This is a genomic window from Cohnella ginsengisoli (assembly GCF_029525555.1).
Lineage (GTDB): Bacteria > Bacillota > Bacilli > Paenibacillales > Paenibacillaceae > Cohnella > Cohnella ginsengisoli.
This window is the reverse complement of record NZ_JAPDHZ010000003.1, coordinates 1,556,746-1,581,679: the sequence shown is the minus strand read 5'-3', so window position 1 is coordinate 1,581,679 and position 24,934 is coordinate 1,556,746. Positions and strand designations below refer to the sequence as shown.

Genomic DNA, 24,934 nt, shown 5'->3' with positions numbered 1-24,934 from the left:
TTAAACGGGGATGCCGCGGCGGGACGAGCCTCTGAAAAAAAGACTAGTGAGGTCGGGCGGAATTGTGCTATGATGAACGCAAAGTTAATGTCCGGTAGGAGAACAGGAGACACCACGACGATCGGCCGCGCTTGATGCGCAGCCGGAAGTTGCGGTGTTTTTTCTTATGCCGGCATCTCCATGGCATGTTCGTGGAGACAAACCGATAGGTATAAGTAAATTCGCGTCGGCGCCCCGACGTGGAGGGAGGTGGCTGTCAAAATCGCGGCATCGCTCGTTTTGATAGCGCTATCATTTAATGGATCGTATTTTATCTGACAAAAAAGGGGACTTCGATATCGATGGCCAAGTCGACTTCGTTTCTGAAAAAACCGCTGGGCATGCTTTCGCTGTCGCTCGCGCTCATCATCGTGGGCAGCTTTTTGGCGGGCATGTTCAACACTTCGTTTTACGACGTGAAGGTCAAGGAGGTCTCCTTCAAAGGCGATCACGGCACGCTGGACGCGCTCCTGTACATGCCAAAGGGAGCGGGCGCGAACGACCCGCGTCCGGTCATCGTCACGACGCACGGCTACTTAAATTCCAAGGAAATGCAGGACGCGCCGGCGATCGAGATGTCCAGACGCGGCTATATCGTCCTGGCGCTCGACATGTACGACCACGGCGACTCGCGGTGGAGCGCGGACATCCCGGTGAAGGATATGTTCGGCACCTTTTGGATTTACTCGCAGTTCGACGCGGCGAAGTATGTCTACCAGCAGCCTTATACGAAAAAAGACGAGAAGGGCAACGCCTATATCGCGGTCAGCGGTCACTCCATGGGCGGCTTCTCCTCGCTCGTCGCGATGTACATGGACGAGATGAACGCGCTGAAGACAGGGTACCGCATGATCTACGCAGGCATCCCGGCAGGCGCGGACTTCTCGTACGCCGCCGCGATCGCGCCGCAGGATCAGATGCAGGCCGCGTTCGGCAGCCGGACAGTCGGCGTGATCGCCGGCAAGTACGACGAGTTCTTCTTTAACAAGTCGGATGCGGAGAAGAGCGCTTCGGAGAAAAAAGTGAAGGGCACCGTCACGAGCAAAAACTTCGCCTCGACGGCTTCCGGCGAAGCGTTCCTCGGTCTGCCGTCCGGGCAGGCCGGCGATTCGGGCAAGTTCTATCAAGTGGCGTCCGGCGATCTGAAGCTTGAGGACAAGGTCGTCCGCCCTTCGCAGTCCGGCGAACGCGTCATCTTCACGCCGAATCAGACGCATCCTTGGAACCACATCTCTCCGGCGGCGACCGCGGATCTCATTTCCTTCTACGAGCATGCGTTCAAAGGTGTAACATCGCCGAATCAACCCAATGCGGATCTCGGATCGGGCCACCAAATCTGGTGGCTGAAGGAAGCGTTCAACGCAGTTGCGCTGGTCGGATTTTTCCTGCTGTTCGTCCCGCTGATCACGCTGCTGCTGCGGGCGCCGTTCCTCCGCGGCGCGGTCACGGGTCCGATCTCTACCGTCTCGGCGCCTGCGGGCGGCAGGCAGAAGACGGTCTACTGGCTGGCGGTTGCATTTAGTACGCTGATCCCCGCGATTCTGTTCCCGACGCTCATGGATAAATCCGCGCACGGGCTGAACGTGCTGAAGATCATCAGCCTCGTACTGGCAGGCCTCGGCGTGCTGGCGTTCGCCGCCGGCTTCGCTCGGGGCAAGTCGCGCGCAAGCGCATGGCTGGCGCGCACGCGCATCGGTTCGCTTATCCTCGCGGTCGTCGCTTTCGCCATGTGGCTCATTTTCCAATACGCGGAGCATCTGTTCCCGCTGGGCACCTTCTTCAACGAGCCGACGACGAACCAGATCGTGTACTGGGCGCTCGTGTCGGCGGCGATCATGGTGTTTATCACCTTTGCGTTCCACTACTTCGTGAAGCGGGATGCGGGCACGAAGTTCAGCCAGTACGGCATCAGCCTGAACCCGACGGCGATCGCCGCGAGCCTGTGCGTCGCATTGCTGGCCGCGCTGGGCGGCTATCTGCTTCTGTTCGCCGTGCAGGCCGTATTCGGCACCGACTTCCGCCTCTGGGTGCTGGCCGTGCGTACGTTCCAAATGGAGCACTTCGTGACGGCGCTGCGGTATATGCCTTTCTTCCTGATCTACTATTTCGTCGGTACGATGGCGCTGAACGCGAATACGCGGGGGCAGCGCGGCGGTTACTTCTGGGCGATCGTGCTGAACATGGGCGGCCTGGCGCTGTGGCTCGCGTGCCAGTACGGCAAGGACTTCCTCACGGGCATGGCGCTGTATCCCGGCCAGGCGCTGAACGGCATTCTGCTGTTCGCGCTGGTACCTTGCCTCGCGGTGGCGGCCGTGTACTCGCGCAAGCTGTTCGAGAAGACGAACAACGTGTGGCTGGGCGCGTTCCTGAACGCGATCCTGTTCACGATGATCTCGGTGGCGAACACGGCCCTGTTCTGGAACCTGGTGTAATCAGGATTAGCGGGGTCGGCCTTGAACGAACGGGAGCATCGATATATAGTTAGTAAAGAAGCAATATAACGGTGAAGGAAGAGCCTGCCGGCCGCAGGCTCTTTTCCTTGGCCGCCGGCAAACGGAGGATTCTATGGAGCAGCAAGCCTACTATGCGATCGGCATATTCCTGATCATCTACGCATTGATCGTCTCGGAGAAAATCCACCGCACCGTCATCGCCATGATCGGAGGCGTCGCGATGGTCGCGGGCGGCATCGTCGATCAGGAAACGGCGATTCACCATATCGACTTCAACACGTTGGGCCTGCTGATCGGCATGATGATCATCGTCAGCGTCGTCTCGGATACGGGACTGTTCCGGGCGATCGCCGTCCTGGCGGCCAAGCGGGCGAAGGGAGAGCCCGTCCGCATACTGATCCTGCTGTCAATCCTGACGGCGGTCGCCTCGGCGTTTCTCGACAACGTGACGACCGTGCTGCTCATGGCGCCCGTTACCTTCGGCATCGCGAGACAGCTGCGCGTCCCGCCCGTCCCTTTCATCATCGCGCAGTTCATGGCTTCGAACATCGGCGGCACGGCCACGCTGATCGGGGATCCGCCGAACATCATGATCGGCAGCGCGGAGAAGAGCCTGACGTTCATGTCGTTCATCTGGAATCTGGCGCCTATCGCCGGCATCGTGCTGCTCGTCTATATTCCGTTCTATATCTGGCTGTTCCGCAAGCAAATTCGCACGACGCCGGAGCTCAAGGCGGAGCTGCTTCGCATGGAAGCCTCGGATCTCATCACGGACCGCAGGCTGCTCGCGAAGAGTCTGACCGTGCTGGGACTTACGATCGCGGGCTTCTTCCTCCACCAAAGCCTGCATCTGGAATCCGCTACCGTGGCGCTGGCGGGCGCTTTTCTGCTCCTGCTGCTCGCCGGCGAGCGCAAGATGGAGGAGGCGTTCACCCGCGTGGAGTGGACGACGATCTTTTTCTTCATCGGCCTGTTCGTGCTCGTATCGGGTCTCGTGGAGACCGGCGTCATCGCCGAGCTGGCCGCGCGCGCGATCGATTGGACCGGCGGCGATCTCGTGGCCTCGTCGATGCTGATCCTGTGGCTGAGCGCGATCGCCTCCGCGTTCCTGGACAATATCCCGTTCGTCGCGACGATGATCCCGCTCATCCAGGAGATGGGCCGCATGGGCGTGACCGATCTGGAGCCGCTTTGGTGGAGTCTCGCGCTCGGCGCCTGCCTCGGCGGCAACGGCACGCTGATCGGCGCCAGCGCCAACTTGATCGCGGCCGGCCTATCGGCAAAAGAGGGCCATCCGATCCGCTTTCTCGCCTACATGAAGATCGGATTTCCGCTCATGCTGCTGTCGATCGTCTTGTGCAGCGGGTATATTTATGTCCGGTATTTGATGTGACGGACTTTGACGATCGCGTTCGTGAGGGGGGAGATTCGGCGCTATGTCCGAGCTGCAGGAACTCGCCGAGCGCATGGAGCGCCTGGTGCGCGTAAGGTTTGCCGGCGAACGACATGAACTTGGGGACGTAGAATCTCTAATCCTCGCCTTCCTCAGCAGTCCCCGCCTCTTGCTGCAGCATCGTCCGTCTGGCCGCGATAAGCGATTGCGTTTAACGGTATGCATAGGAAGCGGCATGTATGGTCAACGGCGTTAAGGAAGCGGCGGGATCTCCTTTCCGCCGTTTTGCCGCCGCTTTGTGAACGCGTGTTAATTTTTTGTCCGAATCGCTTTGCTTTCTCGTCTTTATCGGTTAAGGTAGAGTTATCTGATGGGAAAAAGGAGACTCGATCATGGCGGAACAACGCATCGTAAAGTGGGGCATCATGGGACCCGGAGGCATCTCCGACAACTTCGCCACCGAGCTTCCGCACGCGCCGGGCGCGGAGCTCGTCGCCGTCGCGGGACGCTCGCTTGAAAAGGCGCAGGCGTTCGCCGCGAAGTTCGGCATTCCGCGCGCCTACGGCAGCTGCGAGGAACTGGCGGCCGATCCCGACGTCGAGATCGTCTACGTCGGCACGCTGCATCCGATCCACAAGGAGAATGCGCTGACGCTGCTTCGCGGCGGGAAGTCCGTGCTCTGCGAGAAGCCGTTCACGATCAACGCCGCCGAGGCCAAGGAGATCGCGGATCTGGCGCGCGAGAAGGGCCTTTTCCTCATGGAGGCGATGTGGACGCGGTACCTGCCCGCCGTCGTCAAGGTGCGGGAGTGGCTGGACAGCGGCGTCATCGGCGACGTGCGCATCGTGAAGGCCGAGTTCGGCTTCGATGCCGGCTGGAATCCCGAGGGCCGGCTGCTGAACAAGGAGAAGGGCGGCGGCACGCTGCTCGACGCCGGCATCTATCCGGTGTCGTTCGCTTCGATGATCTACGGCGGGGAGCAGCCCGCCAGAATCGAGAGCTCCGTCGTCATCGGCGAGACGGGCGTGGACGAGCAGTTCTCGCTGCTGTTCGAATACGAAGGCGGACGTACGGCCGCTCTGCACGGGTCGGTGCGGCTGTCCATGACGAACGAGGCGGTCATCTACGGCACGAAGGGGCGGATCGAGGTGCCGAACTTCCTGTTCGCCAAGGCTGCGACGCTGCACGCGAACGGGGCGGAGACGGTCGCCTTCAAGCACGAGCTCGAACCGTCCGGCCACTTTTACCAGGCGATCGAGGCGATGGAATGCCTGCGCGCGGGCCGCCAGGAGAGCGCGATCATGACCGTAGACGAAACGGTGCGCATCATGGAGACGCTCGACCGGATTCGCAAGCCGTGGGGACTCAAGTATCCGAGCGAGGCATAATGAAGCTGAATAGCGGCTGAAATAGGCGATGTAGGGCTTAGGAGGTGAGACCTTGATCGCAGCAACGAAAAGCGGAGCGGTAAGAGGCGGCGCGGAAGACGGGATGCTGGCGTTCAAAGGCATTCCGTACGCCGAGCCGCCGACGGGCTCGCTTCGGTTCAAGCCGCCGGTGCCCCTGGCGCCGTGGGAAGGCGTCCGGGACGCTACGGCATATGGCAGCCGGGCCTTGCAGGAGCGAAGGGAGCCCGGCTACGTTTACTCGGAGGATTGCTTGAATCTGAACGTGTGGACGCCAGCCGCGGACGGGAAGAAGCGGCCGGTTATCTTTTTTATACATGGCGGCGGCCACTTCGAAGGCTCGAACTCGGACGCGAAATCGTCCGGGCCTCGCCTCGTCGGCCGGCAAGAAGCCGTCATGGTGTCGGTTAACTATCGGCTGGGCGCCTTCGGCTACCTGCATCTGGCGCATGCGTTGGGAGCGGAATACGCGGCTTCGGGCAACTGCGGCCTGCTGGACCAGCTGCTTGCCCTGCGCTGGGTGAGGGACAACATTGCCGCGTTCGGCGGCGATCCGGACCAGGTCGTGCTCATGGGACAGTCCGCCGGAGGCAAATCCGTGGCGGCGCTGATGGCGACGCCGGCCGCGCAGGGGCTGTTCAGCCGGGCGATCGTACAGAGCGGCGGCGTGCAGTGCGTTCGGGACCGCGCGACGGCGGCGGCGCTCGCCGACCTCACGCTCGGAGCGCTCGGGATCGGCGACGGCGGTTTGCGGGCGGAGGCGCTGCTCGGCATGAGCGCCGAGACGCTGCTCGCAGGGCAGATCGAGGCGAGCCGGCGTATCTCGCCGGCGCATTTGTTCGGGCCGGTGATCGACGGCCTGACGATGGTCGAGGCGCCGGAGCGCTATCTGGCCTCCAGCCGAGCGAGGGGCGTGCCCGTGCTCATCGGGTATGCGAGGGACGAACTGGCGTCCGAGGGCGACGACGCGCCTGCGGACGAAGCCGATGCGCGGGCGCAGCTGACCAGCAGGTTCGGCGCGAATGCGGCGTACGTGCACGAGCGTTACCTCGAGCTGCTCGCGCTGACGGATGCGCGGCGCGCATACGGCGCGCTGCTGACGCAGTATGTCTACGCCAACGCCAGCCTCGCGCTCGCGCAACTGCTGGCGGAGAACGGACACCAGGTGTGGTGCTACCGCTGGGACTTTCAAGGCAGCCGTCCGCCGGGGCATTCATCGGAGATGCCTTATCTGTTCGGCGTCGCCGCGGAGGAAGACGCCGAAGGCTATTTGCCCGAGCATGCGCATATGGCGCGTCTCGTCCGCGATACGTGGATGGCGTTCGCGCTGACCGGCGATCCGGGCCATCCGGGGCTGCCGAGCTGGCCCAGCTGCAGCAGCACGGGGGAGTTCGGGTACTGGCTCGTGTTGGACGATCCGCCGCGCGTAGAGCCGCTTAACTTGCAAGCGTACGACAAGCGTTTCCCGATGCAGGTCATCCGGCTGGAAGCCTCCGGGGCGTCCGCACATGCGGATTAAGGACGACGCGAACGCGAGATGGGCAGCCGCCGCGCCTCGCACGGGGAACTGCGCGAGCGAACAAAGTCAACAAGCTCGCGACCGAGCCGGTCAAGGCGAGAACGGAGCTTTGGAAGGAGAAGTGAGTACATGAACCGCGCGTTGGCGCTTGGGAATTACCGGGATGCGAAGTACCATCCGTTCGAGGGCGTGGACCGCGAACTCAAGGACATTTTCGAAGGCAGCATGGCGGTCGATTGCGTCGAAGACTATGGGGCGCTTAACGCGGCTAACCTTTCAGGCTATCCATTATTCATATCGTATGCGGAGTTCTCGGATACGCCCGTCGCGCCGGAGCAGGAGGCTGCGCTGCTCGCGTACGTCGCGCAGGGCGGCGGGCTGCTGGCCATCCACAACGGCATCTCGCTGCAGCGGAATCCCGCGCTCGCGAGCCTGATCGGCGCCCGGTTCACAGGGCATCCGCCGTACGGACCGCTGCCGGTCGCCGCGAGCGGCGAGCCCCATCCGATCACGGAGGGTCTCGTGCCTTTCGTCATCGACGACGAGCCGTATCGCTTCGACATGAATCCGCTCATGAAGTCGTCTCCGCTGCTCGAGTACGAGCACGAGGGCGAGCGCTGGCCGGCCGGCTGGGCGCACCGCTTCGGGTTGGGAAGGGTCGCCTATCTCATGCCGGGCCATTCGCGGTCTTCGTTTTTGCACCCGTCGTACCGCGCGCTCATTCTGAGAGCGGGACTATGGGCGGCTGCGGGAAGCGGAGAGGAGACGGGAGTATGAAGCATGCCGTCGTGACGGGCGCGGATCGGGGACTCGGGTTCGCGCTGACGGAGCAGCTGCTGGCTGCGGGCTATACGGTGTTCGCAGGGCGGTACCTGGAGCAGTGGGAGGGGCTCGACCGGCTGCGGGACGAAGCGGGCGAGCGGCTCGTGCCGGTGGCGCTGGACATCGGCAGCGAAGAGAGCGTACGGCGCGCCGCCGAGACGGTCGCGGCGCGAACGGGGAGCATCGATCTGCTCGTGAACAATGCGGGCATCGCCGGTCATCAGGACGACAATATTTTCGGCGAGATCGACTACGAGGCGATCCGCAGGATGTACGAAGTCAACGCGCTCGGTCCGCTGCGCATGGCGCAAGCGTTCCAGGCACAGCTGCTGGCGGGCGGGGATAAGCTCGTCGTCAACGTCTCCTCCGAGGCCGGCCAGATCAATCAAACCTGGCGCGAGGGCTGGTACGGCTACTGCATGTCCAAAGCCGCGCTCAATATCCAGTCCAACATTTTGCACAATCAGCTTCGGGCACATGGCGGCAAGGTGCTGGTCGTCCATCCGGGTTGGATGAAAAGCTACATGAGCGGCGAGTTGAACGAGGATGCCGCGATTACGACGGCCGAGGCGGCGGCCGGCATTTTGCGCGTCATCGGCGCGTATTTGGCCGACGGGGACGCGGCGGCGCGTCCGCATCCGGCGTTTCGGGACTATTCGGGCGCGGAGATGAGCTGGACGTAGCGTCGATCGGAAATACCATACGGGACGAGGCGGCGCTTGCCGCATCGTCCCTTTTCTTATGCCGGCAGATCCGGTTGTAAGGGCTAGCGAGCTGTGAGAGCTATGGATTTGCGTATCGGAAGCGGACGCCGGCTTGATCGACGGTTCCGAAGACGGCACGTTCTCGCCGAAGGGCATGACGACCCGCGCGCAAGCGGCGAACGTCATCTATAAGCTGCTCAACCGCTAATCGAACACGAAAACGCGTCGGTCTCTATCTAAAGAGCCGGCGCGCTTTTTTGCCGCGGATAATTCATCCTGCCAAGGGACAATCTACGATCGCGCGGTTGCGGCCAATCGCGTATTTCGCTTAATGTCGGACATGGACTTCGAGGTGAACTGATGGACAACTTTTCCAGTCCTTTTCGCGCCAGACGCTACCTAGCGTACGTCAGCATGTTCGGGACGACGCAGATTCACAAACGGAATCCGTATACGGTCGCTTTTTGGTCGACGGCGTTCCCGGGCTTCGGCCATCTGTTGCTGAACAAGTATATCCGGGGATACTTGCTGGTCTTATGGGAGTTTTATATCAACCAGAAAATTCACCTGAATCTTGCCATCGTCCACTCGTTCAACGGCGAGTTCCAAGCGGCGCGAGACGCGCTGGACCCCAAGTTTATGTCCCTGTATATCCCCGTCTATTTGTTTGCGATCTGGGACAGCTACCGGACGGCGGTCGACATGAACAAGGTGTACGTGCTGGCGCGCAGGGAAGACGCGAGGTTCAGCGAGTTCAGCATCGGCGCGCTCGAGGTGAATTATCTCGACAAGCGGAAGCCATGGATCGCCGTCGTCTGGTCGATCGGCATACCCAGCGTCGGCCAGCTCTATCTTCATCGCATTGTGCTCGCTACCTTCATTCTGCTTAGTACGATCGTGCTCGTACGCGAATCCCATATTATTCTCGCCATACACGACCTGATTCTGGGCGATTTTCGATCGTCCAAGGAGGCAGTGGACGCCCAGTGGCTGCTGTACGCTCCCTCCTTTTACTTTTTTTACGATCTACGACGCTTATGTCACCACCGTAGAGAACAACAAGCTTTTCGACCATTCTTTAAGGAGCCACCTCGTTCGAAACTACCAGCCGCCAGGCGTCACATTAACGATCGGGAGCAAAGTAGACTGATGCAGATATTCGCGACGTTCGATTACTCGACCCTGCTCGAGATCGCCATTACGGAGTTGGAGGCGCACGGCGTATCGTCGATTTATGCGGTGCCGCTGGATTTGCGCAAGGAAGAGCCGCGGCTGTTGGACAGCTTGCACCGCGCGGACGGCCTGTCCTTCTTGGACAAAGGCATGGTCCTGGCCTTTATGTTCGCTACGGTCGGGGCCAGCAAAGGGTTCGTCTGGGCCTGGGGTCCGGTGATCTGGGGGCTCATCGGGGCAGCCATCGGATTCGCGTTAGGCGTCGCGATCAACGGGCTCCTTTATTTGAGGACGCGTCGCAAAAATCGGACTGCGCTCCTCAAGGGCAAGCGAGGGGGACGTCATCCTGGTCGTCACTTGCGACGATGAAAAGGCAGCAATCGTGGCTGATATCTTGTGGGACCACAAGGCGCTCGGCTTGGCCAAAACGAAATAACCGACATCGGAACCGGAGGTAGTGCCATGCATGCCGGAAATTGGTTTGCCTACGCCAGCGCCGTAGCGGCCATTGCCGCGCTGATCTTTTCGCCCAGGCGGCTTACGAAAAAGGAAATTTACATCACGTACTTCGTCATGATCGCGCTCACGATCTATACCGATCTTTGCTTTGGACTTTTGCTCGATCTCTACGATTTTATCAATCCCGACGTGTCGCTATCGGACCTTGTCTTGCAGGCCGCGCTTCCGCCGACGGCCGGCGTGCTGGCCCTGAACTATATGCCGGCCGGCAACAAGCTGTTCGCGCTCTATCTGACCGTCATCGTCGCCCTGGCTCTTTTGTTCGAATGGTTGTCGCTCAAGACCGGCTATCTGGTATACAAAGGCTGGTCGCTGTACTATTCGCTTCCTATCTACGCATTGGGCTTGCTGTTCCTGCGCTGGCATCTGCGTTTCATTCGCAGAGAAGGCTGATCGCGACCATACGAAAAGGCTTCATTCCGGCAGTAGCGGAGCGAAGCCTATTTTTTGCGTGGGATGCTGTACCTCTAATACAGCTGCTCCGCGCTCCAATCGCCGCCGATCGGGCCTTCGGTCGGAGCGGGCAGACGCAGCTCGCGAATCGCCTGCATCAAGAACGAGGCGTCGTGCCGGATCTCGCCGTCCGGCATGAAGAAGGCCGGCGGCGCTCCCTCGGGTCCGGGATTCAGCCGCTCCAGCGCGGCAATGTCCTTGGCATAGGGTGCGGCGTCCCAGCGAATCTTGGCGAGGTTGTCCTCCGCCACTTTGACGGGAATCCGGCGCACTCTGGCGATCAGCTCGGCCGCTTCGCGCAGATGGCGGCGAACCCAGCGGTGCACCCGCAGGTGCGCTTTGAGGTAGGCGATCCCGACCGCGGGATGCCGCGCCAGCCAGCTCTCCTCCATGACGACGCCGGACAGGAAGTCGTCTCCGAGGCCTTCGGCCCCGACGACACTGCCTAACCCGTAGTGGCGGGCCAGGCTCGCATAAGGCTCGCCCATGAAGCCCCCGCCGATCGCGCCGCGGGCCATGTCGGCCATGCATTCGTCCAGGTCGCGGTGCACGATGCGGGCATCGTCCGTACCGAATCGATGGAGCAAGCCCGACAGCCGTCCGCCGGCGCTGGATTGGGCGACCGTGGCGATCTGAAGGTCGGAAGTCCGCGACGGACGGCGGATATCCACGTTGTTGCCCAATACGAGCGAGATGCCTTGGCCGCCGGCCGTTTTTCCGTCGAACGCGAGCAGCACGGGGCGAAAGTCGGGCAGCAGGCGGCTTAGCGAAAACGCGAGCGAAATCGGATAGTCGCCCATCGAAGCGATCTGGATATGCCCGCCGATCATGCCCTGCACGAGGGCCGGGCCGTGCGCGCCGTCATGCCAGCGAACCTGGACGACGCGTTCGGGAATGAGCTTTGCGAGTTCTTCCTCGAACCAGCCCAGCTCTTTCATCATGAGCGCCGTCCATATTTGCGCCCATCTGCTCTGGTAGCCGACGTTCACGACGAGCGGCTGCAGCGCCGCGACCGTTCGGCGTCCCTCCTGGCGTTCGGCATCGGGCGCCTCGAGCCGCTTCGAAGCATGAAGCTTGAACCACCGTTCCAGCTCGTTTTTATCGATCATGATTTCTTTCCCGATTTTCGTATAAGGAAGCTGCTTCTTCCTGCGCCATCGGTCAAACGTAGAACGGCTGACATCCAGCAGTTCCAACGCTTCTTGCAAAGTAATGAAGTCGAATCGCTTGGACGGCATCGTTAATTCACATCCTTCGGCTCTGAATGGCGGCGTGGAGGCTCGTTCATGGTCATTCGTGGTCACTTGCGGTCAGTCGCGGTCAACTTCGTTGACGGTCTGAAAGGCCGGTTTTATAGTCGATTATAGAAATAATAACTAAGTAAGTCTATAGGATATTAAGTCATTCGGCAGACCGTAGTCGGTTTGCATGAAGTCGAGGAGGGGATTGGAGTTGAAGAGGAAAACCGTGCAAGGCTGGGCAGGCGCGTCGCTGACGCTGCTGCTCGGATCGTCGATCTTGCTGTCGGGCTGCGGCGCATCGGCGGCAACGGACAAGGAAAGCAAGTCTGACGGAGGATTGGAGGTCAAAGAGTTGCGTTATCAGGGAGGTGTCGGTTCTGCAACTTTCCCTGAACTGGCGGAGGATCTGGGGTACCTGGCGCCGCTCAAGCTCAAGTTCGTCGGTAATACGATCAGCGGCCCGCAGGATATTCAGGCGACGGTGACCGGTGACACCGACTTCGGGGGCGCGTTCAACGGCGCGATCGTCAAGCTGATTGCCGCCAAGGCGCCGATCAAGGCGGTCATCGGCTACTACGGCGTGGACGACAATACGTGGACAGGCTACTACGTGCTGGACGGCAGCCCGATCAAGACGGCTCGCGATCTGATCGGCAAACGCATCGCCGTCAACACGCTAGGTGCGCATCATGAATTCGTTATCAAGGAATATTTGCATCGCGCCGGACTGACGCCCGAAGAGATCAAGAAGGTGACGCTGGTCGTCGTACCTCCGGTCACGTCGGAACAGACGCTGCGCGCGAACCAGATTGATGCTGCGGCGCTAGGCGGCGTGCTGCGGGACAAAGCGCTCGAGCGGGGCGGCATCCATCCGCTGTTCACGGACCAGGAGCTCTTCGGCAACTTCAGCGCGGGCAGCTACGTGCTGACCGACAAGTTCATCGCGCACAACCCGAACGCGGCCCGCAAATTCGTCGAGGCGACCGCCAAAGCGATCGAATGGGCCCGCAATACGCCGCGCGAAGAGGTCGTCGCCCGTTACGTGCAGATCATCGAGAAGCGCGGCCGCAAGGAGGACGCATCGACGGTGAAGCTATGGAAGAGTACGGGGGTCGCGGGCAAGGGAGGGTTGATCGCGGACAAGGAATTCGATACGTGGATTAATTGGCTAATTAACGAGGGCGAGCTCCAAAAGGGAGATTACAAGGCGGCGGATCTTTACACGAACGCGTTCAATCCCTATTTGAACGAAAAATAAGCAAGATCACGAAGGAGGCAGATTCATGACGACCGAGTCCAAGATCAGCATCCGGCACGTGCACAAGGCATTCGGCATCCAACGCGGCTCGAAGCAGCTTAAGGCAGAAAACCAGCCGGTCTATGCGCTTCAGGATATCAATCTCGAAGTCAGGCAAGGCGAGTTCATGGTCATCGTCGGACCGAGCGGCTGCGGGAAGTCGACGCTGCTCGATCTGCTCGCCGGCCTCACGAAGCCGGGAAGCGGCCAGATTCTGCTGGACGGCAAAGCCATCTCGGGACCGAATCTGGACCGGGGCATCGTATTCCAGCAGTACGCGCTGTTCCCTTGGAAGACGGCGATCGCCAACGTAGAGTTCGGTCTCGAGGCGAAGGGTGTCGGCCGCAAGGAAAGACGGGAGACCGCGCAGCGGTTCATCGATCTGGTCGGGCTCGGCGGCTTCGAGCACCGCTACCCGCACGAGCTCTCGGGCGGCATGAAGCAGCGGATCGCGATCGCGCGGAGTCTCGCATACGATCCCGAGGTGCTCCTCATGGACGAGCCGTTCGCGGCGCTGGACGCCCAGACGCGGGAGACGCTCCAGAGTGAGCTGCTGCGCATCTGGGAGGCCACCGGCAAGACGATTATTTTTATCACCCACGGCATCGAAGAAGCGGTCTATCTGGGCCAGCGCGTAGCGATCATGACTTCGCGTCCCGGCCGGATCAAACGGGTGATCGACATCCCTTTCGAATCGCGGCGCAGCGAGGAGGATCTGCGTTCGAATCCGGACTTCGTGAAGCTGCGCCACGAGATCTGGGAGCTGCTGAAGGACGAGGTCTCCAGAGCCCAGGAGCAAGAGAAGTCCAAGACGCTCGACGCCTATGCGGAAGGAAGATCGTCGGCGAAAGGGGGCGTGCGCCATGGCTGAAGGCAATGTGGCGAAACCGCTGATCCTGCAGGGGAGGAACGCCGGCGGCGCGCTGGAGCGCGTGACGGCAAAGGCGCGCAGAGCTTTTCGCAACAGCGTCGCCATCCTGTTGTTCCTGACCGCCTGGGAGATCGTTCCGCGGACCGGGATCGTCAACGTAACGTTTTTTCCCCCTTTTAGCGAAGTGGTGAACGCCTGGTGGGGTCTGCTGCGCGCCGGGGATCTGCAGGATCATCTGGCCGCCAGCCTGACGCGCTCGATCAGCGGATTTTTGCTCGCCAACCTGATCGCCATTCCGCTGGGCCTGGCGATCGGGTGGTGGAAGACGGCGGCGGACTATCTGAATCCGTTTCTCGAGCTGATGCGCAATACGGCCGCTTTGGCCATCCTTCCGGTCTTCATCCTGCTGCTCGGCCTGGGCGAGACGTCCAAGATCGCGATCGTGCTTTACGCCAGTCTGTTCCCGCTGCTGCTCAATACGATCAGCGGCGTCAAAAACGTCGATCCGCTGCTTGTAAAGTCGGCGCGTTCGATGGGCTTGTCGTCCGTCAGCCTGTTCCGCAAAGTCATCGTTCCCGCCGCGCTGCCGACGATGTTCGTGGGCATTCGGCAGGCCGGCGCGAGCTCGATACTCGTGTTGGTCGCCGCCGAGATGGTGGGCGCCACCTCGGGATTGGGCTATCTGATACAGTACGCGCAGTTCAGCTTCCTGATTCCGCAGATGTATGCGGGCATTATTACCATTTCCGTCCTCGGCATTATCGTCAACTATTTGCTGCTCGCGCTGGAGCGCCGTCTGACAGACTGGAAGCAGACCTACGGGGAATGAGCCGAATCGGTGGTCAAGGGCGTGCGTTATTAACTTACATTGAACGGAGGAAAATCATTATGAGCGCAAGCGACCGTCAGATTAAATTAGGCGCGTTTTTTATGATACCCGGCCATCACGTGGCCGCCTGGCGTTATCCCGAGGCGTCGGCCTCGGAAGTGCTGAGCTTCGATTTCTACAAGAAGCTTGCGCAGACCGCGGAGCGGGGCAAATTCGATATGGTCTTTCTCGCCGACGGCTACGCGATCTCGGAAAAGTTCCCCCGAGGCCGTCGCCCAGACGGTGACGGTCCGCCCGGAGCCGCTGACGCTGCTGTCGGCGTTATCCGCCGTCACTTCGCATGTCGGGCTGGCGGCGACCGTCTCCACGACGTTCAACGAGCCCTTTCACGTCGCCCGCAAGTTCGCCTCGCTCGACCATCTGAGCGGCGGACGCGCGGCATGGAACGTCGTAACGTCGGCCAATCCGGCCGAGGCGCTGAACTTCGGCAAGGATGAACTGCTGCTGCATTCGCTTCGCTACGACCGGGCGGAGGAATTCGTCGGGGTCGTCACCGGCCTGTGGGACAGCTGGGAGGACGACGCGTTCGTCTTCGACAAGGACGGCGCTGTATTCGCCGATCGCGGCAAGCTCCATACGCTGAACCACAAGGGAAAGTGGTTCGACGTGCGCGGCCCGCTCAACGTGGCGCGTCCGGTTCAAGGCCATCCGGTCGTCATCCAGGCGGGCTCCTCGGAGCCGGGCAAGGAGCTGGCCGCGCGGACGGCCGAGGTCATTTTCACCGCCTGGCAGACACTGGAGGAGGCGCAGCTGTTCTATGCCGACGTCAAAGGCAGGCTGGCGAAGTATGGCCGAGCGCCGGACGATCTCAAGATCATGCCGGGCATCTTCCCGATCATCGGGCGCACGGAAGCGGAAGCCGCGGAGAAGAAGGCGCTGCTGGAGGAACTCATTCCGCAGGAGGCGGGCATCAGCCTGCTCTCCAACTTGATCAGCTTCGATCTGTCGCCGTATCCGGTGGACGGACCGCTGCCCGATCTTCCCGAGCTTGCCCAGATCAACGGCGGCAAGAGCCGGTTCAAGCTGCTCAAGGATCTGGCGGAGCGAGAGGGGCTCACGATCCGGAAGCTGTACCAGCGAATCGCAGGCGCCCGCGGGCACCGCGAGATCAGCGGCACGCCGTCGTCGATCGCCGATCAGCTCGAGGCGTGGTTCCGCGGCGGCGCGGCCGACGGCTTCAACATCATGCCACCGTATCTGCCGGGCGGCCTGGAGGAATTCGTCGACCTCGTCGTCCCGGAGCTCCAGCGCCGCGGGCTGTACCGTACCGAGTACGAAGGCAAGACGCTGCGCGACAATCTGGGCCTTCGCAGGCCGCTGCATCCTGCCGAACTCGAACGGACGGCGGCGGGCCAATCGGTCGTCGGTTGAGCGGCTTGGCGGGCGTTAATATGGATTGAAATTCCGGCAAACGACAAAAACGGGAAGAGACGGCCTCGGCCGCTTCTTTCCGTTTTGTCATTTTCGCTGACTTGACTTACTTTGCCTTCAGCGCCACGGCAATCTCCGCCGCGACCTTGGCGTTGTGGTACACGAGCTGGATGTTCGTGTCGAGGCTGCTGCCGCCGGTCAGCTCCTTGATCCGTCCGAGGAGGAAGGGCGTCACGCGCTTGCCGGCAATATGCTGGGCATCGGCTTCGTCCAGCGCCTGGCGGATGACGGCTTCCATCTTGTCCGCAGGCTGGGCGTACTCGGCCGGCACCGGATTGGCGACGATGGCGCCGCCCGCAAGGCCCAGGTGCCACTTCGTGCGCAGCATGGCGGCGACCTCTTCCGGCGTGTCCAGCCTGAAGTCGACGCCGAAGCCGCTCTCGCGGGCGTAGAACGAAGGGAATTCGTCCGTCTTGTAGCCGACGACGGGCACGCCCTGGGTCTCCAAATATTCGAGCGTACGGCCGATGTCGAGGATGGACTTGGCGCCTGCGCAGACGACGGCGACGTTCGTCTGGGCCAGCTCGGTGAGATCCGCGGAGATGTCCATGCTGTTCTCGCCGTCGCGGTGGACGCCGCCGATGCCGCCGGTGGCGAACACTTCGATGCCAGCCATCGCGGCGCCGATCATCGTGGCCGACACCGTCGTCGCGCCGATCTTGCCGGAGGACAGGATGTACGCGAAGTCGCGGCGGCTGACCTTCTCGACCTGCGGCGAATTGGCGAACGCCTCAAGCCCTTCCGCGTCAAGGCCGATCCGGATGCGGCCGTTCATGATGCCGATCGTCGCCGGGACGGCGCCGTTTTCGCGGATGATGTCTTCGACCTTGCGGGCCATCTCGATATTTTGAGGATAAGGCATGCCGTGCGAGATAATCGTCGTCTCCAGCGCGACGACCGGCTTGCCTTCGTTCAGCGCGTCCTGGACTTCTTTGGTCATTTGGAGATAAGGGTTCATGAGATCGATTCCTTCCGCTAGATGGATTTGGGTAAATTAAATTTTCGCTTCGCGGACGGCTTCGGCCAGCCGTTCCTCGTTCAGTTGCTCGGAGGAGGAGCTCGCGGTCTCGAGCGCGATACGCGCGGCGGCCAGGCCGGACCGGCACGCGTCCGCGAAGGGCTCCCCGCGCAGCACGCCGTAGGCGACGCCGGCGAGGAACGCGTCGCCGGCCCCGGTGACGTCGACGACCTTGACCGGCAGCGCCGGCAGATGAAGCTCGCCTTCGGGTCCGGCGCAGTAGGCGCCATGCTTGCCGAGCGTGATCAGGACATGGCCGGCGCCCCGCGCCAGGATCAGGCGGGCGAGCTCGGCCCATTCGTCCGCTCCGCCGTCCGCCGGCTGTCCTTCGTCGCCCCGCCCGGCTAACTGGCGCGCTTCGGCGAGATTGGGGAATACCGCCGCGATGCCGTCCAGCCTGTCCGGCAGCTTCTTCGCCTTCTCCGGCGAGATCGGGTCCACGAACAGCGGTAGACCGGCGTCGCCGCAGCGGCGGGCAAGCCAAGCGAGACTGTCGGCCGGGAGATTCGCATCGGCCACGACCAGCTTCGACGCGGCGATGTGCGGCCACTTCTCCTCGAGCGTGCCGGGCGTGATCCGCTCGTAGATCTCCATGTCGGCGAAGGCGATGAACATCTCCCCGTCCTCGCCGAGAATGGCGGTGTAGCTCCCCCGTCTTCTCGCCGCTCAGCACGAGGGACGGCCCGATGTCGACGCCCTGGCTCGCCGTACGCTCAAGCAGCCAGCTGCCCGCCTTGTCGTCGCCGACCGCCGTCAGCAGCGAGACGCGCGCGGAGAGCGCGGCGAGGTTGGCCGCGATGTTGCGCGCGACGCCGCCGCAGCTCTCCGCGACCGCGACGGGATTGGACGCGCCGAGCCGCAGCGGCTGCTTGCCGCGGGCTTTGCTGTCCAGGTTCGCGCCGCCGATGCAGAGCACGGAGCCCTCTTCGGCGAGCACGTACGCCCGGCCGCGAATGCTGCCCTTGCGGGTCAGCGCCGCGATGTAGCCGGCGACCGCGCTTCGGGAGATGCCGATCGCGTCCGCGAGCTCCTGCTGCGTGACGAAGGGATTGCGCCGGATGAACGACAGAATTTGTTGCTCGCGGTCCATAGGCAGCTCCTTCAGCTCGCTTTTTAAACATATGTCTTTATTATAAACAGATGTTTGAGAGCGTGCAACTCATTTGGACCAAGAAGGAGGTGCGGCGAATGCAAGCAAACATTGACGAGCAGGCACGCGGAAAACTATAATCCGTAGTGTGAAGGATGTGTCGAACATGAAGCTGCAAAATTTCAAATTTCACGGCAACGGCCTGGAGCGATTTTTCGGCCCGCTCGAAGCCAGGATCATGACCGCGCTGTGGGACGCGGAGGGCGAGCTGACGATCAAGGAAGTTCAGCTAGCGCTGAACAAGGATAAGGAAATGAGCTTCAACACGGTGATGACGGTAATGAATCGGCTGGTGGACAAAGGGATTTTGAGCAAAAAGGCGGATTCCAAATCCCATCGCTATCGCCCGGTGCTCAGCCGGGACGAATTTCTCGAGGCGCAGTCGAAGGAGCTGACCTTCGAGCTGGTGCAGGCGTTCGGCTCGCGCGCCGTCGCGCATATGGTCGATGCCTTGGAGCAGGTCGATCCCGATCTGCTGGACCAGCTGGAGCGGCAGCTCAAACAACTTAAAAAAGGAACGATAAACATGTGGGAAGCCCGCTCGAGATGGCTGCTGGCCGCATCGTTGTCCGTCTCGGCGTTCGTAGCCGCGCAGATGGCGATGTTCGCGCTCAAGGTCGTATGCGGAATCAGGCTGCCGTTCGTGCTATTCGACTACTGCGTCGCATGGTTCCATTACATAGGATTTCCGATATCGCTTCCCTTGATGAGCGCGGTATTCGTCTCGACGCTGGCCTTCTGCGCGAGACAGCTCGTCCGCGAGGCGATCTTCTCGAGGCGTTTCGCCGGCATGCTGCGGCGGACCGCGGACGCCCGCCTGTCAAGGCGCTATGCGCGCCGGTTCGGTTTTGGCCCGCGGCGGTTGACGATCATCCGCGCGGACGCGCCTGTCGCGATGACCGTCGGCTTTTTCCGGCCGCGAATCGTATTGTCCACGGGCCTGCTTCGGATGCTGGAGCCAGCCGAGCTCGCGGCGGTGGTCGCGCATGAGCGGCATCATCTGAGGCGGCGCGATCCGCTCGCGCTGTTCGCGCTGTCGCTCGGCCGCACGGCGCTATGGTACGTCCCGCTGCTCGGCTGGGCGGAGGACAAGTACAAGACGGCGATCGAAGTGCTGGCGGACCGTCATGCGATCGCGTCGTCGAACGGCGGCGCCAAGGAGCTGGGCAGCGCGCTGCTGAAGCTGCTGCGGCAGGGCGGGCCAGCGAAGGTTCCCGCCGCCAGCGCCTCCTTCGCCGACGCGTCGGTCAACTTGCGCATCCGGCTATTGCTGGATCCTCAGTACAGCCCTTCGTGGAGACCGCCGCTCGCCGCTACGTCGCTCTCTTTAGCGGTGCTGGTACTCATGGTGGCTTTAGTCTAATAATAGAGAGCGCAACGACCCGCTCCCGGATCGCGTATACTTAGGCATGAAGGAGGGATCGCCATGCGCAGCGTCAAACCGGGCCTGTTGGAACGTCGTCGATACTGGCTCGTCTATATCGTGCTCTTTGCCGTCATCGCGATCGATCAGTTGTCCAAGATCGCGGTCCGCAGCTCGTTGCCTGTAGGGGACAGTCATTTGTTCTGGCCAGGCGTACTGCGGTTTACCCATTTCGAAAATACGGGCGCGGCGGGCAGTTCGTTCGAGGGTTGGGGACGAATTTTTATTCCGGTGGCGATCGCGGTCGTCGTCTGGGTCGTCTACGCGCAGCGCAAGGGCAAGCTGACCAATCCCTGGCTCGCGGCGGGCGCCGGGTTCTTCGCCGGCGGCGCCGTCGGCAACGCGATCGACCGGCTGCTCTTCGCGCGGGTGACCGATTTCCTGGAATGGACGGTCGGCGGAGGCATCATGAACTTGGCCGATATCGCGATCAACATCGGCGTGCTGCTCGGGATCGTCGGGATGCTGCTGGATGCGCGGGCGGCTAAGAAAGAGCCGGAGCCAGACATCGGGGAACCGAGGGAATGCTGATTCGCTGCATAAAACTAAGAAGCTTCACGGTCCGCTTAAAACGGCCGAGAAGCTTCTTTTCATGTAGATCGGTTACTTTGCCGCGCTGCTCTCCGGCTTGGCGAACGTGTGCGTCTTGGTCCAGTGCGCGCCGCTGTCTTGCGACACGTAAAGGACGGAGGAATTCTGCGAATCGGTAAGAATCCAGGAGACTTGCTTGGCGTCGGCGGCTGCGATCAGCTGCTTGCCGTATCCCGGAAGCTGCGGCTTGTCGTTTACCCAAGTCTTGCCGCCGTCCGTCGTGTAGCCCAGCGTGTTCGGGTTGTCGCAAGCCTGGCACTGGCCGCCCAGGAAGGCTGTCTTCGTGTCGACGACGTAAAGCGTGCCCGGCGAGCTGCCTTCGTTGGACGGCACGCCTTTGTCGTCCATTTTAAATCCGGGAGCGGGCCCTGCGCCCGCGGTGCTGTTGGCGACGACAGGCTGCCAGCTCTTGCCGCCGTCCGCGGTGTGGAAGAGCGAATACGACGTCTGGGTCATTCCCGAACCGCCGATCAGCTCGATCCAGGCGTCGTTTTTGCCGGCGGAGCGAATGACCGCGCCGTTCAACTGCTCTTCCCAAGCCTTCGAGTAGACGGAGGTCCATGTCTTACCGCCGTCTTGCGTGCGAAGGAAGCTGAACTTCTGCCCGGCGACCTGGGTGACGGCCCAACCGTTGCTGCGGTCGTGGAAATAAACGTCGCCGACCTGACCCTTAGGAACAGAAAGCTCCTGCCACGTCTGGCCGCCGTCCCGCGTCGTCCATGATCCGCTAAACGCCTCGTTTTCATTGACGAAATGGAAGAAGGCGTAGCTCGGAATCTGTCCCGCGTCGCTCCAGTTTTTGCCCCCGTCCGTCGTCTTCACGAGCTTAACGGCTTTGGCGTCCCCGATATCGAGAGTGGCCCATGCTTGCTGATCGTTCAGCGCGAAAATTTGCAGCACTTCGTAATCGTGCTTGTACTGCGTATGCCAGCTTTTGCCGCCGTCGTCGGTTCTGGCGATCCAACCTTTGCCGCCCGTCCAGCCGCTCTTGGTGCCCGCCATACGGAGCGCCGTCGGCGTTCCGAGGACGGCCTGCTGCGGTTCGGACGCTGCCGCGGACGGCGCGGCGGTCGGCGACGCGCTTGGTTCCGCGGAAGCAGTCTGCGCGGGGACGGCGGAAGGGGGAGGCTGCCGCTGCGTCGGAGCTCGAAGCCGTCGGGGACGTCGTGCCTGCGGCGTCGGACGCAGGTACGGTAGCGGATACGGACGCTGTCGCGTCGCCGGAAGACGCTGCGTTTCCATTCTGGCCGCATGCGGCAAGCGACGCTGCGAGTATGGACGAGGCCAGCAGGAGGCTGAGCCTTTTGAACTTCGGCATGGCTGTCATCTCCGTTTCTTCATGTTGGTAGTAGTTTAACCTTCATGAAGTTAGACGAACCGCAGGGACGGGAAGTTGCCGGACGAATATCGGGGGGTTGGAAATGGCGAGCCGAATGGAAGGAAAAGGGGGGGGTAATGTAAAATGAAAAGCTATGATGAACCATTTTCGAGGAGGTGTCTAAGTGAAGGGGAATGACGATTGGCCCAAAGGATTATCCAAGCCGGCGCTGCGCGCGCTGACCGGCGCAGGTGTCGAACGGCTCGATCAGTTGGCGGACTGGCAGGCGGGGGGACATTCTCAAGCTGCACGGCATGGGCCGCAAGGGGATCGATACGCTGGAGCAAGCGCTCGCGGAGCGGGGATTGTCGTTTAAAAAGGCGGAGGCGTGACGCGAGGGTGGATCGCCTGCATAATAGCAGGCGATGGCGCCCGACCGCGGCCTAGAGGCGGATAGCCTGCTCAACGTCAGGCGATGCCGCCGACTCTCGGTCCTGCGCCCAACGCACGCGCTCCGTTCAACAAACTCAATCCAGCAGCCGCAGCTCCCGCGCGCGGCTTAGCGCCTGCGTGCGCGACGAGACGCCTAGCTTGGCGTAGACACGGCTCAGGTACACCTTGACGGTGCCCTCCGTCAATTGAAGCTTAGCGGCCGACTCGCGGTTCGTCGCGCCGCGATCGAGCTCCTGGAGCAGCGCCAGCTCCTTGTCCGTGAGCGGCTCGATCAGCCTTTCGCCGTCATGGACGACTCCGGCGCCTGCCGCGCCCACCGCGCCCGCCGCTTCGAGCTCCGCCTCCAGCCTGACGACGAGATCATCGACGTACGCCGTCGGTACGCCGCCATGTGCCCCATTGCCAGCTAGCGCCCCATCGCCGGACAGCGCTCCTTCGCCGACGGCGCCGGACTGCAGCCGCTTCGCGCGGTACGCCCGCAGCAGCGCCAGCATCGGCCTGCCCTCGTCGGTGAAGCTGCGCACATAACCGTTCGCCGCGCCTGCGGCAAGCGCCTCGTGAAGCCGGTCCAGGCCCGCTTCGCGCCGGCCGCGCTGCCACTCGAGCAGCGCGCTTAACACGGCGGCGTCCACCGTCGTGATGAGGCTGCGTTCGCGAACCCCCAGCGCGGAGAGGCCTTCCAACAGCTTCAGCGCTTCCTTTTCCTTTCGTCTCGCGCCTAATAGCCTGGCCAGCGTCATATATTCCGTTTCCCGATACAACGTGGGCGCGTCGACGGGGCCGACGCCGGTCCGCTTCAGGAGTCGTTCGGCACCAGCGAGATCGCCTTCGGCCAGCGCAAAGCGGGCCTCGTACGCGGCCAGCGGCATCTCCCATCGCGGCTCGTCCCAGTCGCGGGCCGTTTCCGCCGTCGCTTGCAGCATGGCGCGCGCTTCTTCGCCGCGTCCGCGAGCCAGAAGGCATCGCGCCATCGTGATCCGACAGGGGACGTACAGGCCCGCGCACCGTTTCAGATAGGCGACCGTCTCGACCTCCTTCAGCAGCGAATCCGCTTCCGCCAGCCGGTCCCATTCGTAGTAGCCTTCAGCAAGGGACTGCAATACGTACTGCGAGAATAGCGATTGCTTCCAGCCGTGGGCGCTCATGATGTCGACTATCCGCAATGCGATGACGTTCGCGCTCGGAGGGATGGCGCCGTTCAATCCGAACAGCGTGCGCCTCACCAGCGGCTCGCTGCGGTTGTAGTTCAAATTGTAAAACAGAGGGCTCTCCGGCAGCATATCCGGAATGCGGTCGGCGTACTTCAACCATTGATCGTAGTCGCCGGTAGAGAAGGCGTAGTTGACTTTGACGAAAAAAAAGCCGCTCTGCAATTGTCCGCGCCGTTCGCCGTCGGGCAGCGCTTGGATGTCCGGCTCGAGCGAGATCAGCGCGGACTCCGCCGCAGGGTACTGACCGGTGACGACGAGCGCGAACGCGCGAAGCAAGTGCAGCTCTGCAGGCAACGACGAGGGCGAGATCGCCGCCATCCAGCGCAGCAGCGTCGAGAATTCGCCGCGTCCCAGCACGCCGTACAGATGGCGCTGCAGCAAATCCGCGGCAAGTTCGTCGTTGCCCCCTTGAATGACCTGCTCCATCGCTTCGTCGTGGAGGCCGAGCTCGCTGAATCGCAACGCCGCGACGCGGGAGAGATGCCTCGCGCGCGCAGCGTCTTCGCGCAGCAGATGGCCCTTCAGTACGTCGCGGAAAATATGATGGTATCTGAACCAGACGCCGCCGTCGTCCAGCGGGACGAGAAACAGGTTGCGCCTGCGGAGCTCGCCCAGCATTCGGATCCCGTCGTCGCGGCCCGTCAGGGCGTCGCACGTAGCGGCGTCGAACCGCTCTGGCACGGACGTGTCGAGCAGAAAGCGCCGCAATTCGTCGGGCAGCCGGGCCAGCACCTCTTCCGCTAAATACGCCATAATGTTTTCATGGCCGTTCGCTATTTGTCCTTCCGGCCGGTTCAAGGACTGAAGATCTTTGCCTACGAGCGACACGGACAGGATCTGGACGATCGCCGCCCATCCTTCCGTCCAGGCCATAATCCGGTCGACCTGCTCGGTCGTCAGGCTGAGCTTGGCCGTATGCTCGCAAAACCGGCGCGTCTCTTCGGTCGTGAACGTCAATTCGCCGCCCGCGATCTCGGTGCTCTGACCGCGCGCGCGCCACTTCGCGGCTTTGACCGGGGGCTGCGCGCGGCTCGCGATGATCAGGTGTGCGCCATCGGGCAAATGATCGATCAAATACGCGAGGCCGTCATGGATCCGCTCGTCATGGACGGCGTGGTAATCGTCCAGCGCGATCGCCATACGCTGCCCGGTCCGCAGGGCGTATTCGTCCATTTCCCCAAGGAGCATGTCCATCATCGTCTCCCGCGAAACGTTCGGGTACGCATCGAGGAGAGGAAGCGCCCGCTGCGGAAGCTCGGGGATGACGGCGCCGATCGCTTGAATGAAGTAACGCCAGAACTTGGCCGGATCGTTGTCCGTGTCGTCCAGCGACAGCCATGCCGCAGGATCCGCCCGTTCCGTCAGAAATTGGGCCAGCAGCGTCGTCTTGCCGAAGCCGGCCGGCGCGATAAGCAGCGTCAGCCTGCCGCCGCGGACGGCTTGGTCCATCCGCTCGAGCAGTCTCGTCCGGACGACGCCGTCGCGGCGAACGGGAGGGATGCGTATTTTCGTTCGCAGGATCATATCGGAAGGCAAGCAGCATACCTCGATTCGACAGGT

General features: G+C 62.2%; 20 protein-coding genes and 2 pseudogenes. 16 read left to right on the top strand and 6 right to left on the bottom strand.

The window, feature by feature from the left end:
- The first annotated feature begins 341 nt into the window (after positions 1-341).
- The 9 genes from OMP38_RS18480 to OMP38_RS18440 all read left to right on the top strand — a co-directional run bounded on the left by OMP38_RS18480 (position 342) and on the right by OMP38_RS18440 (position 10,421).
- A complete protein-coding gene (locus OMP38_RS18480) occupies positions 342-2,471 on the top strand; it encodes an alpha/beta hydrolase family protein (RefSeq protein ID WP_277566420.1) in 2,130 nt (709 codons plus the stop codon).
- 133 nt (positions 2,472-2,604) lie between these two features.
- On the top strand, positions 2,605-3,885 hold the full coding sequence (locus tag OMP38_RS18475; RefSeq protein WP_277566419.1) for an ArsB/NhaD family transporter: 1,281 nt from the start codon (positions 2,605-2,607) through the stop codon (positions 3,883-3,885).
- A 392-nt stretch (positions 3,886-4,277) separates the two neighbouring features.
- Positions 4,278-5,273, top strand: a complete 996-nt coding sequence (locus OMP38_RS18470) for a Gfo/Idh/MocA family protein (protein ID WP_277566418.1) — start codon at positions 4,278-4,280, stop codon at positions 5,271-5,273.
- Positions 5,274-5,325: 52 nt separating this feature from the next.
- A complete protein-coding gene (locus OMP38_RS18465) occupies positions 5,326-6,810 on the top strand; it encodes a carboxylesterase/lipase family protein (RefSeq protein ID WP_277566417.1) in 1,485 nt (494 codons plus the stop codon).
- 129 nt (positions 6,811-6,939) lie between these two features.
- Positions 6,940-7,587: a ThuA domain-containing protein gene (locus tag OMP38_RS18460; protein WP_277566416.1), complete on the top strand. Its 648-nt coding sequence runs from the start codon at positions 6,940-6,942 to the stop codon at positions 7,585-7,587.
- Complete coding sequence (locus OMP38_RS18455) at positions 7,584-8,315, top strand: SDR family NAD(P)-dependent oxidoreductase (RefSeq protein ID WP_277566415.1); 732 nt, start codon at positions 7,584-7,586, stop codon at positions 8,313-8,315. Before OMP38_RS18460 ends, OMP38_RS18455 begins: the two co-directional genes overlap by 4 nt.
- A gap of 133 nt (positions 8,316-8,448) precedes the next feature.
- On the top strand, positions 8,449-8,544 hold the full coding sequence (locus OMP38_RS18450) for an S-layer homology domain-containing protein (RefSeq protein WP_277566414.1): 96 nt from the start codon (positions 8,449-8,451) through the stop codon (positions 8,542-8,544).
- Positions 8,545-8,696: 152 nt separating this feature from the next.
- A complete protein-coding gene (locus tag OMP38_RS18445; protein WP_277566413.1) occupies positions 8,697-9,878 on the top strand; it encodes a hypothetical protein in 1,182 nt (393 codons plus the stop codon).
- A 93-nt stretch (positions 9,879-9,971) separates the two neighbouring features.
- Positions 9,972-10,421, top strand: coding sequence for a CBO0543 family protein (locus OMP38_RS18440; protein ID WP_277566412.1), 450 nt, complete (start codon positions 9,972-9,974; stop codon positions 10,419-10,421).
- Between the two features lie 74 nt (positions 10,422-10,495).
- On the opposite strand, the gene OMP38_RS18435 is transcribed toward OMP38_RS18440, so the two are convergent.
- Entirely contained in the window at positions 10,496-11,719 is a 1,224-nt protein-coding gene (locus OMP38_RS18435) for a helix-turn-helix domain-containing protein (protein ID WP_277566411.1), read from the bottom strand.
- A gap of 214 nt (positions 11,720-11,933) precedes the next feature.
- Between OMP38_RS18435 and OMP38_RS18430 the strand changes: the two genes are divergently transcribed.
- The 4 genes and pseudogenes from OMP38_RS18430 (at position 11,934) to OMP38_RS18415 (ending at position 16,150) form a co-directional block, all read left to right on the top strand.
- A complete protein-coding gene (locus OMP38_RS18430; RefSeq protein ID WP_277566410.1) occupies positions 11,934-12,980 on the top strand; it encodes an ABC transporter substrate-binding protein in 1,047 nt (348 codons plus the stop codon).
- Positions 12,981-13,005: 25 nt separating this feature from the next.
- Positions 13,006-13,890, top strand: coding sequence for an ABC transporter ATP-binding protein (locus tag OMP38_RS18425; RefSeq protein ID WP_277566409.1), 885 nt, complete (start codon positions 13,006-13,008; stop codon positions 13,888-13,890).
- Positions 13,883-14,719 (top strand): ABC transporter permease, encoded by an 837-nt coding sequence (locus OMP38_RS18420; protein WP_277566408.1) that lies wholly within the window; start codon positions 13,883-13,885, stop codon positions 14,717-14,719. The genes OMP38_RS18425 and OMP38_RS18420 overlap by 8 nt, the downstream gene beginning before the upstream one ends.
- Before the next feature lie 59 nt (positions 14,720-14,778).
- Positions 14,779-16,150 (top strand): annotated as a pseudogene (locus tag OMP38_RS18415) (LLM class flavin-dependent oxidoreductase).
- Between the two features lie 106 nt (positions 16,151-16,256).
- Here the strand turns inward: OMP38_RS18415 and OMP38_RS18410 are convergent.
- The 3 genes and pseudogenes from OMP38_RS18410 to OMP38_RS18400 form a co-directional block, all read right to left on the bottom strand.
- A complete protein-coding gene (locus OMP38_RS18410) occupies positions 16,257-17,168 on the bottom strand; it encodes a pseudouridine-5'-phosphate glycosidase (protein WP_277566407.1) in 912 nt (303 codons plus the stop codon).
- Positions 17,169-17,204: 36 nt separating this feature from the next.
- A complete protein-coding gene (locus OMP38_RS18405; RefSeq protein WP_277566406.1) occupies positions 17,205-17,843 on the bottom strand; it encodes a PfkB family carbohydrate kinase in 639 nt (212 codons plus the stop codon).
- 103 nt (positions 17,844-17,946) lie between these two features.
- A pseudogene (locus OMP38_RS18400) lies at positions 17,947-18,318 on the bottom strand (PfkB family carbohydrate kinase); the annotation flags it as partial.
- Between the two features lie 166 nt (positions 18,319-18,484).
- Here OMP38_RS18400 and OMP38_RS34805 point away from each other — a divergent pair.
- Positions 18,485-19,741 (top strand): BlaI/MecI/CopY family transcriptional regulator, encoded by a 1,257-nt coding sequence (locus OMP38_RS34805; RefSeq protein ID WP_338130539.1) that lies wholly within the window; start codon positions 18,485-18,487, stop codon positions 19,739-19,741.
- Between the two features lie 63 nt (positions 19,742-19,804).
- A complete protein-coding gene (lspA, locus tag OMP38_RS18385) occupies positions 19,805-20,332 on the top strand; it encodes a signal peptidase II (RefSeq protein ID WP_277566405.1) in 528 nt (175 codons plus the stop codon).
- A gap of 72 nt (positions 20,333-20,404) precedes the next feature.
- Here the strand turns inward: lspA and OMP38_RS18380 are convergent, their stop codons facing one another.
- Entirely contained in the window at positions 20,405-21,634 is a 1,230-nt protein-coding gene (locus OMP38_RS18380) for a YCF48-related protein (protein WP_277566404.1), read from the bottom strand.
- A gap of 327 nt (positions 21,635-21,961) precedes the next feature.
- On the opposite strand from OMP38_RS18380, the gene OMP38_RS18375 reads away from it, so the two are divergent.
- Positions 21,962-22,102 carry a helix-hairpin-helix domain-containing protein gene (locus OMP38_RS18375; protein WP_277566403.1) on the top strand — a complete coding sequence of 47 codons (141 nt, stop codon included), beginning with the start codon at positions 21,962-21,964 and terminating at the stop codon, positions 22,100-22,102.
- Between the two features lie 135 nt (positions 22,103-22,237).
- On the opposite strand, the gene OMP38_RS18370 is transcribed toward OMP38_RS18375, so the two are convergent.
- Positions 22,238-24,910, bottom strand: coding sequence for a winged helix-turn-helix domain-containing protein (locus tag OMP38_RS18370; protein ID WP_277566402.1), 2,673 nt, complete (start codon positions 24,908-24,910; stop codon positions 22,238-22,240).
- Positions 24,911-24,934: the final 24 nt, after the last annotated feature.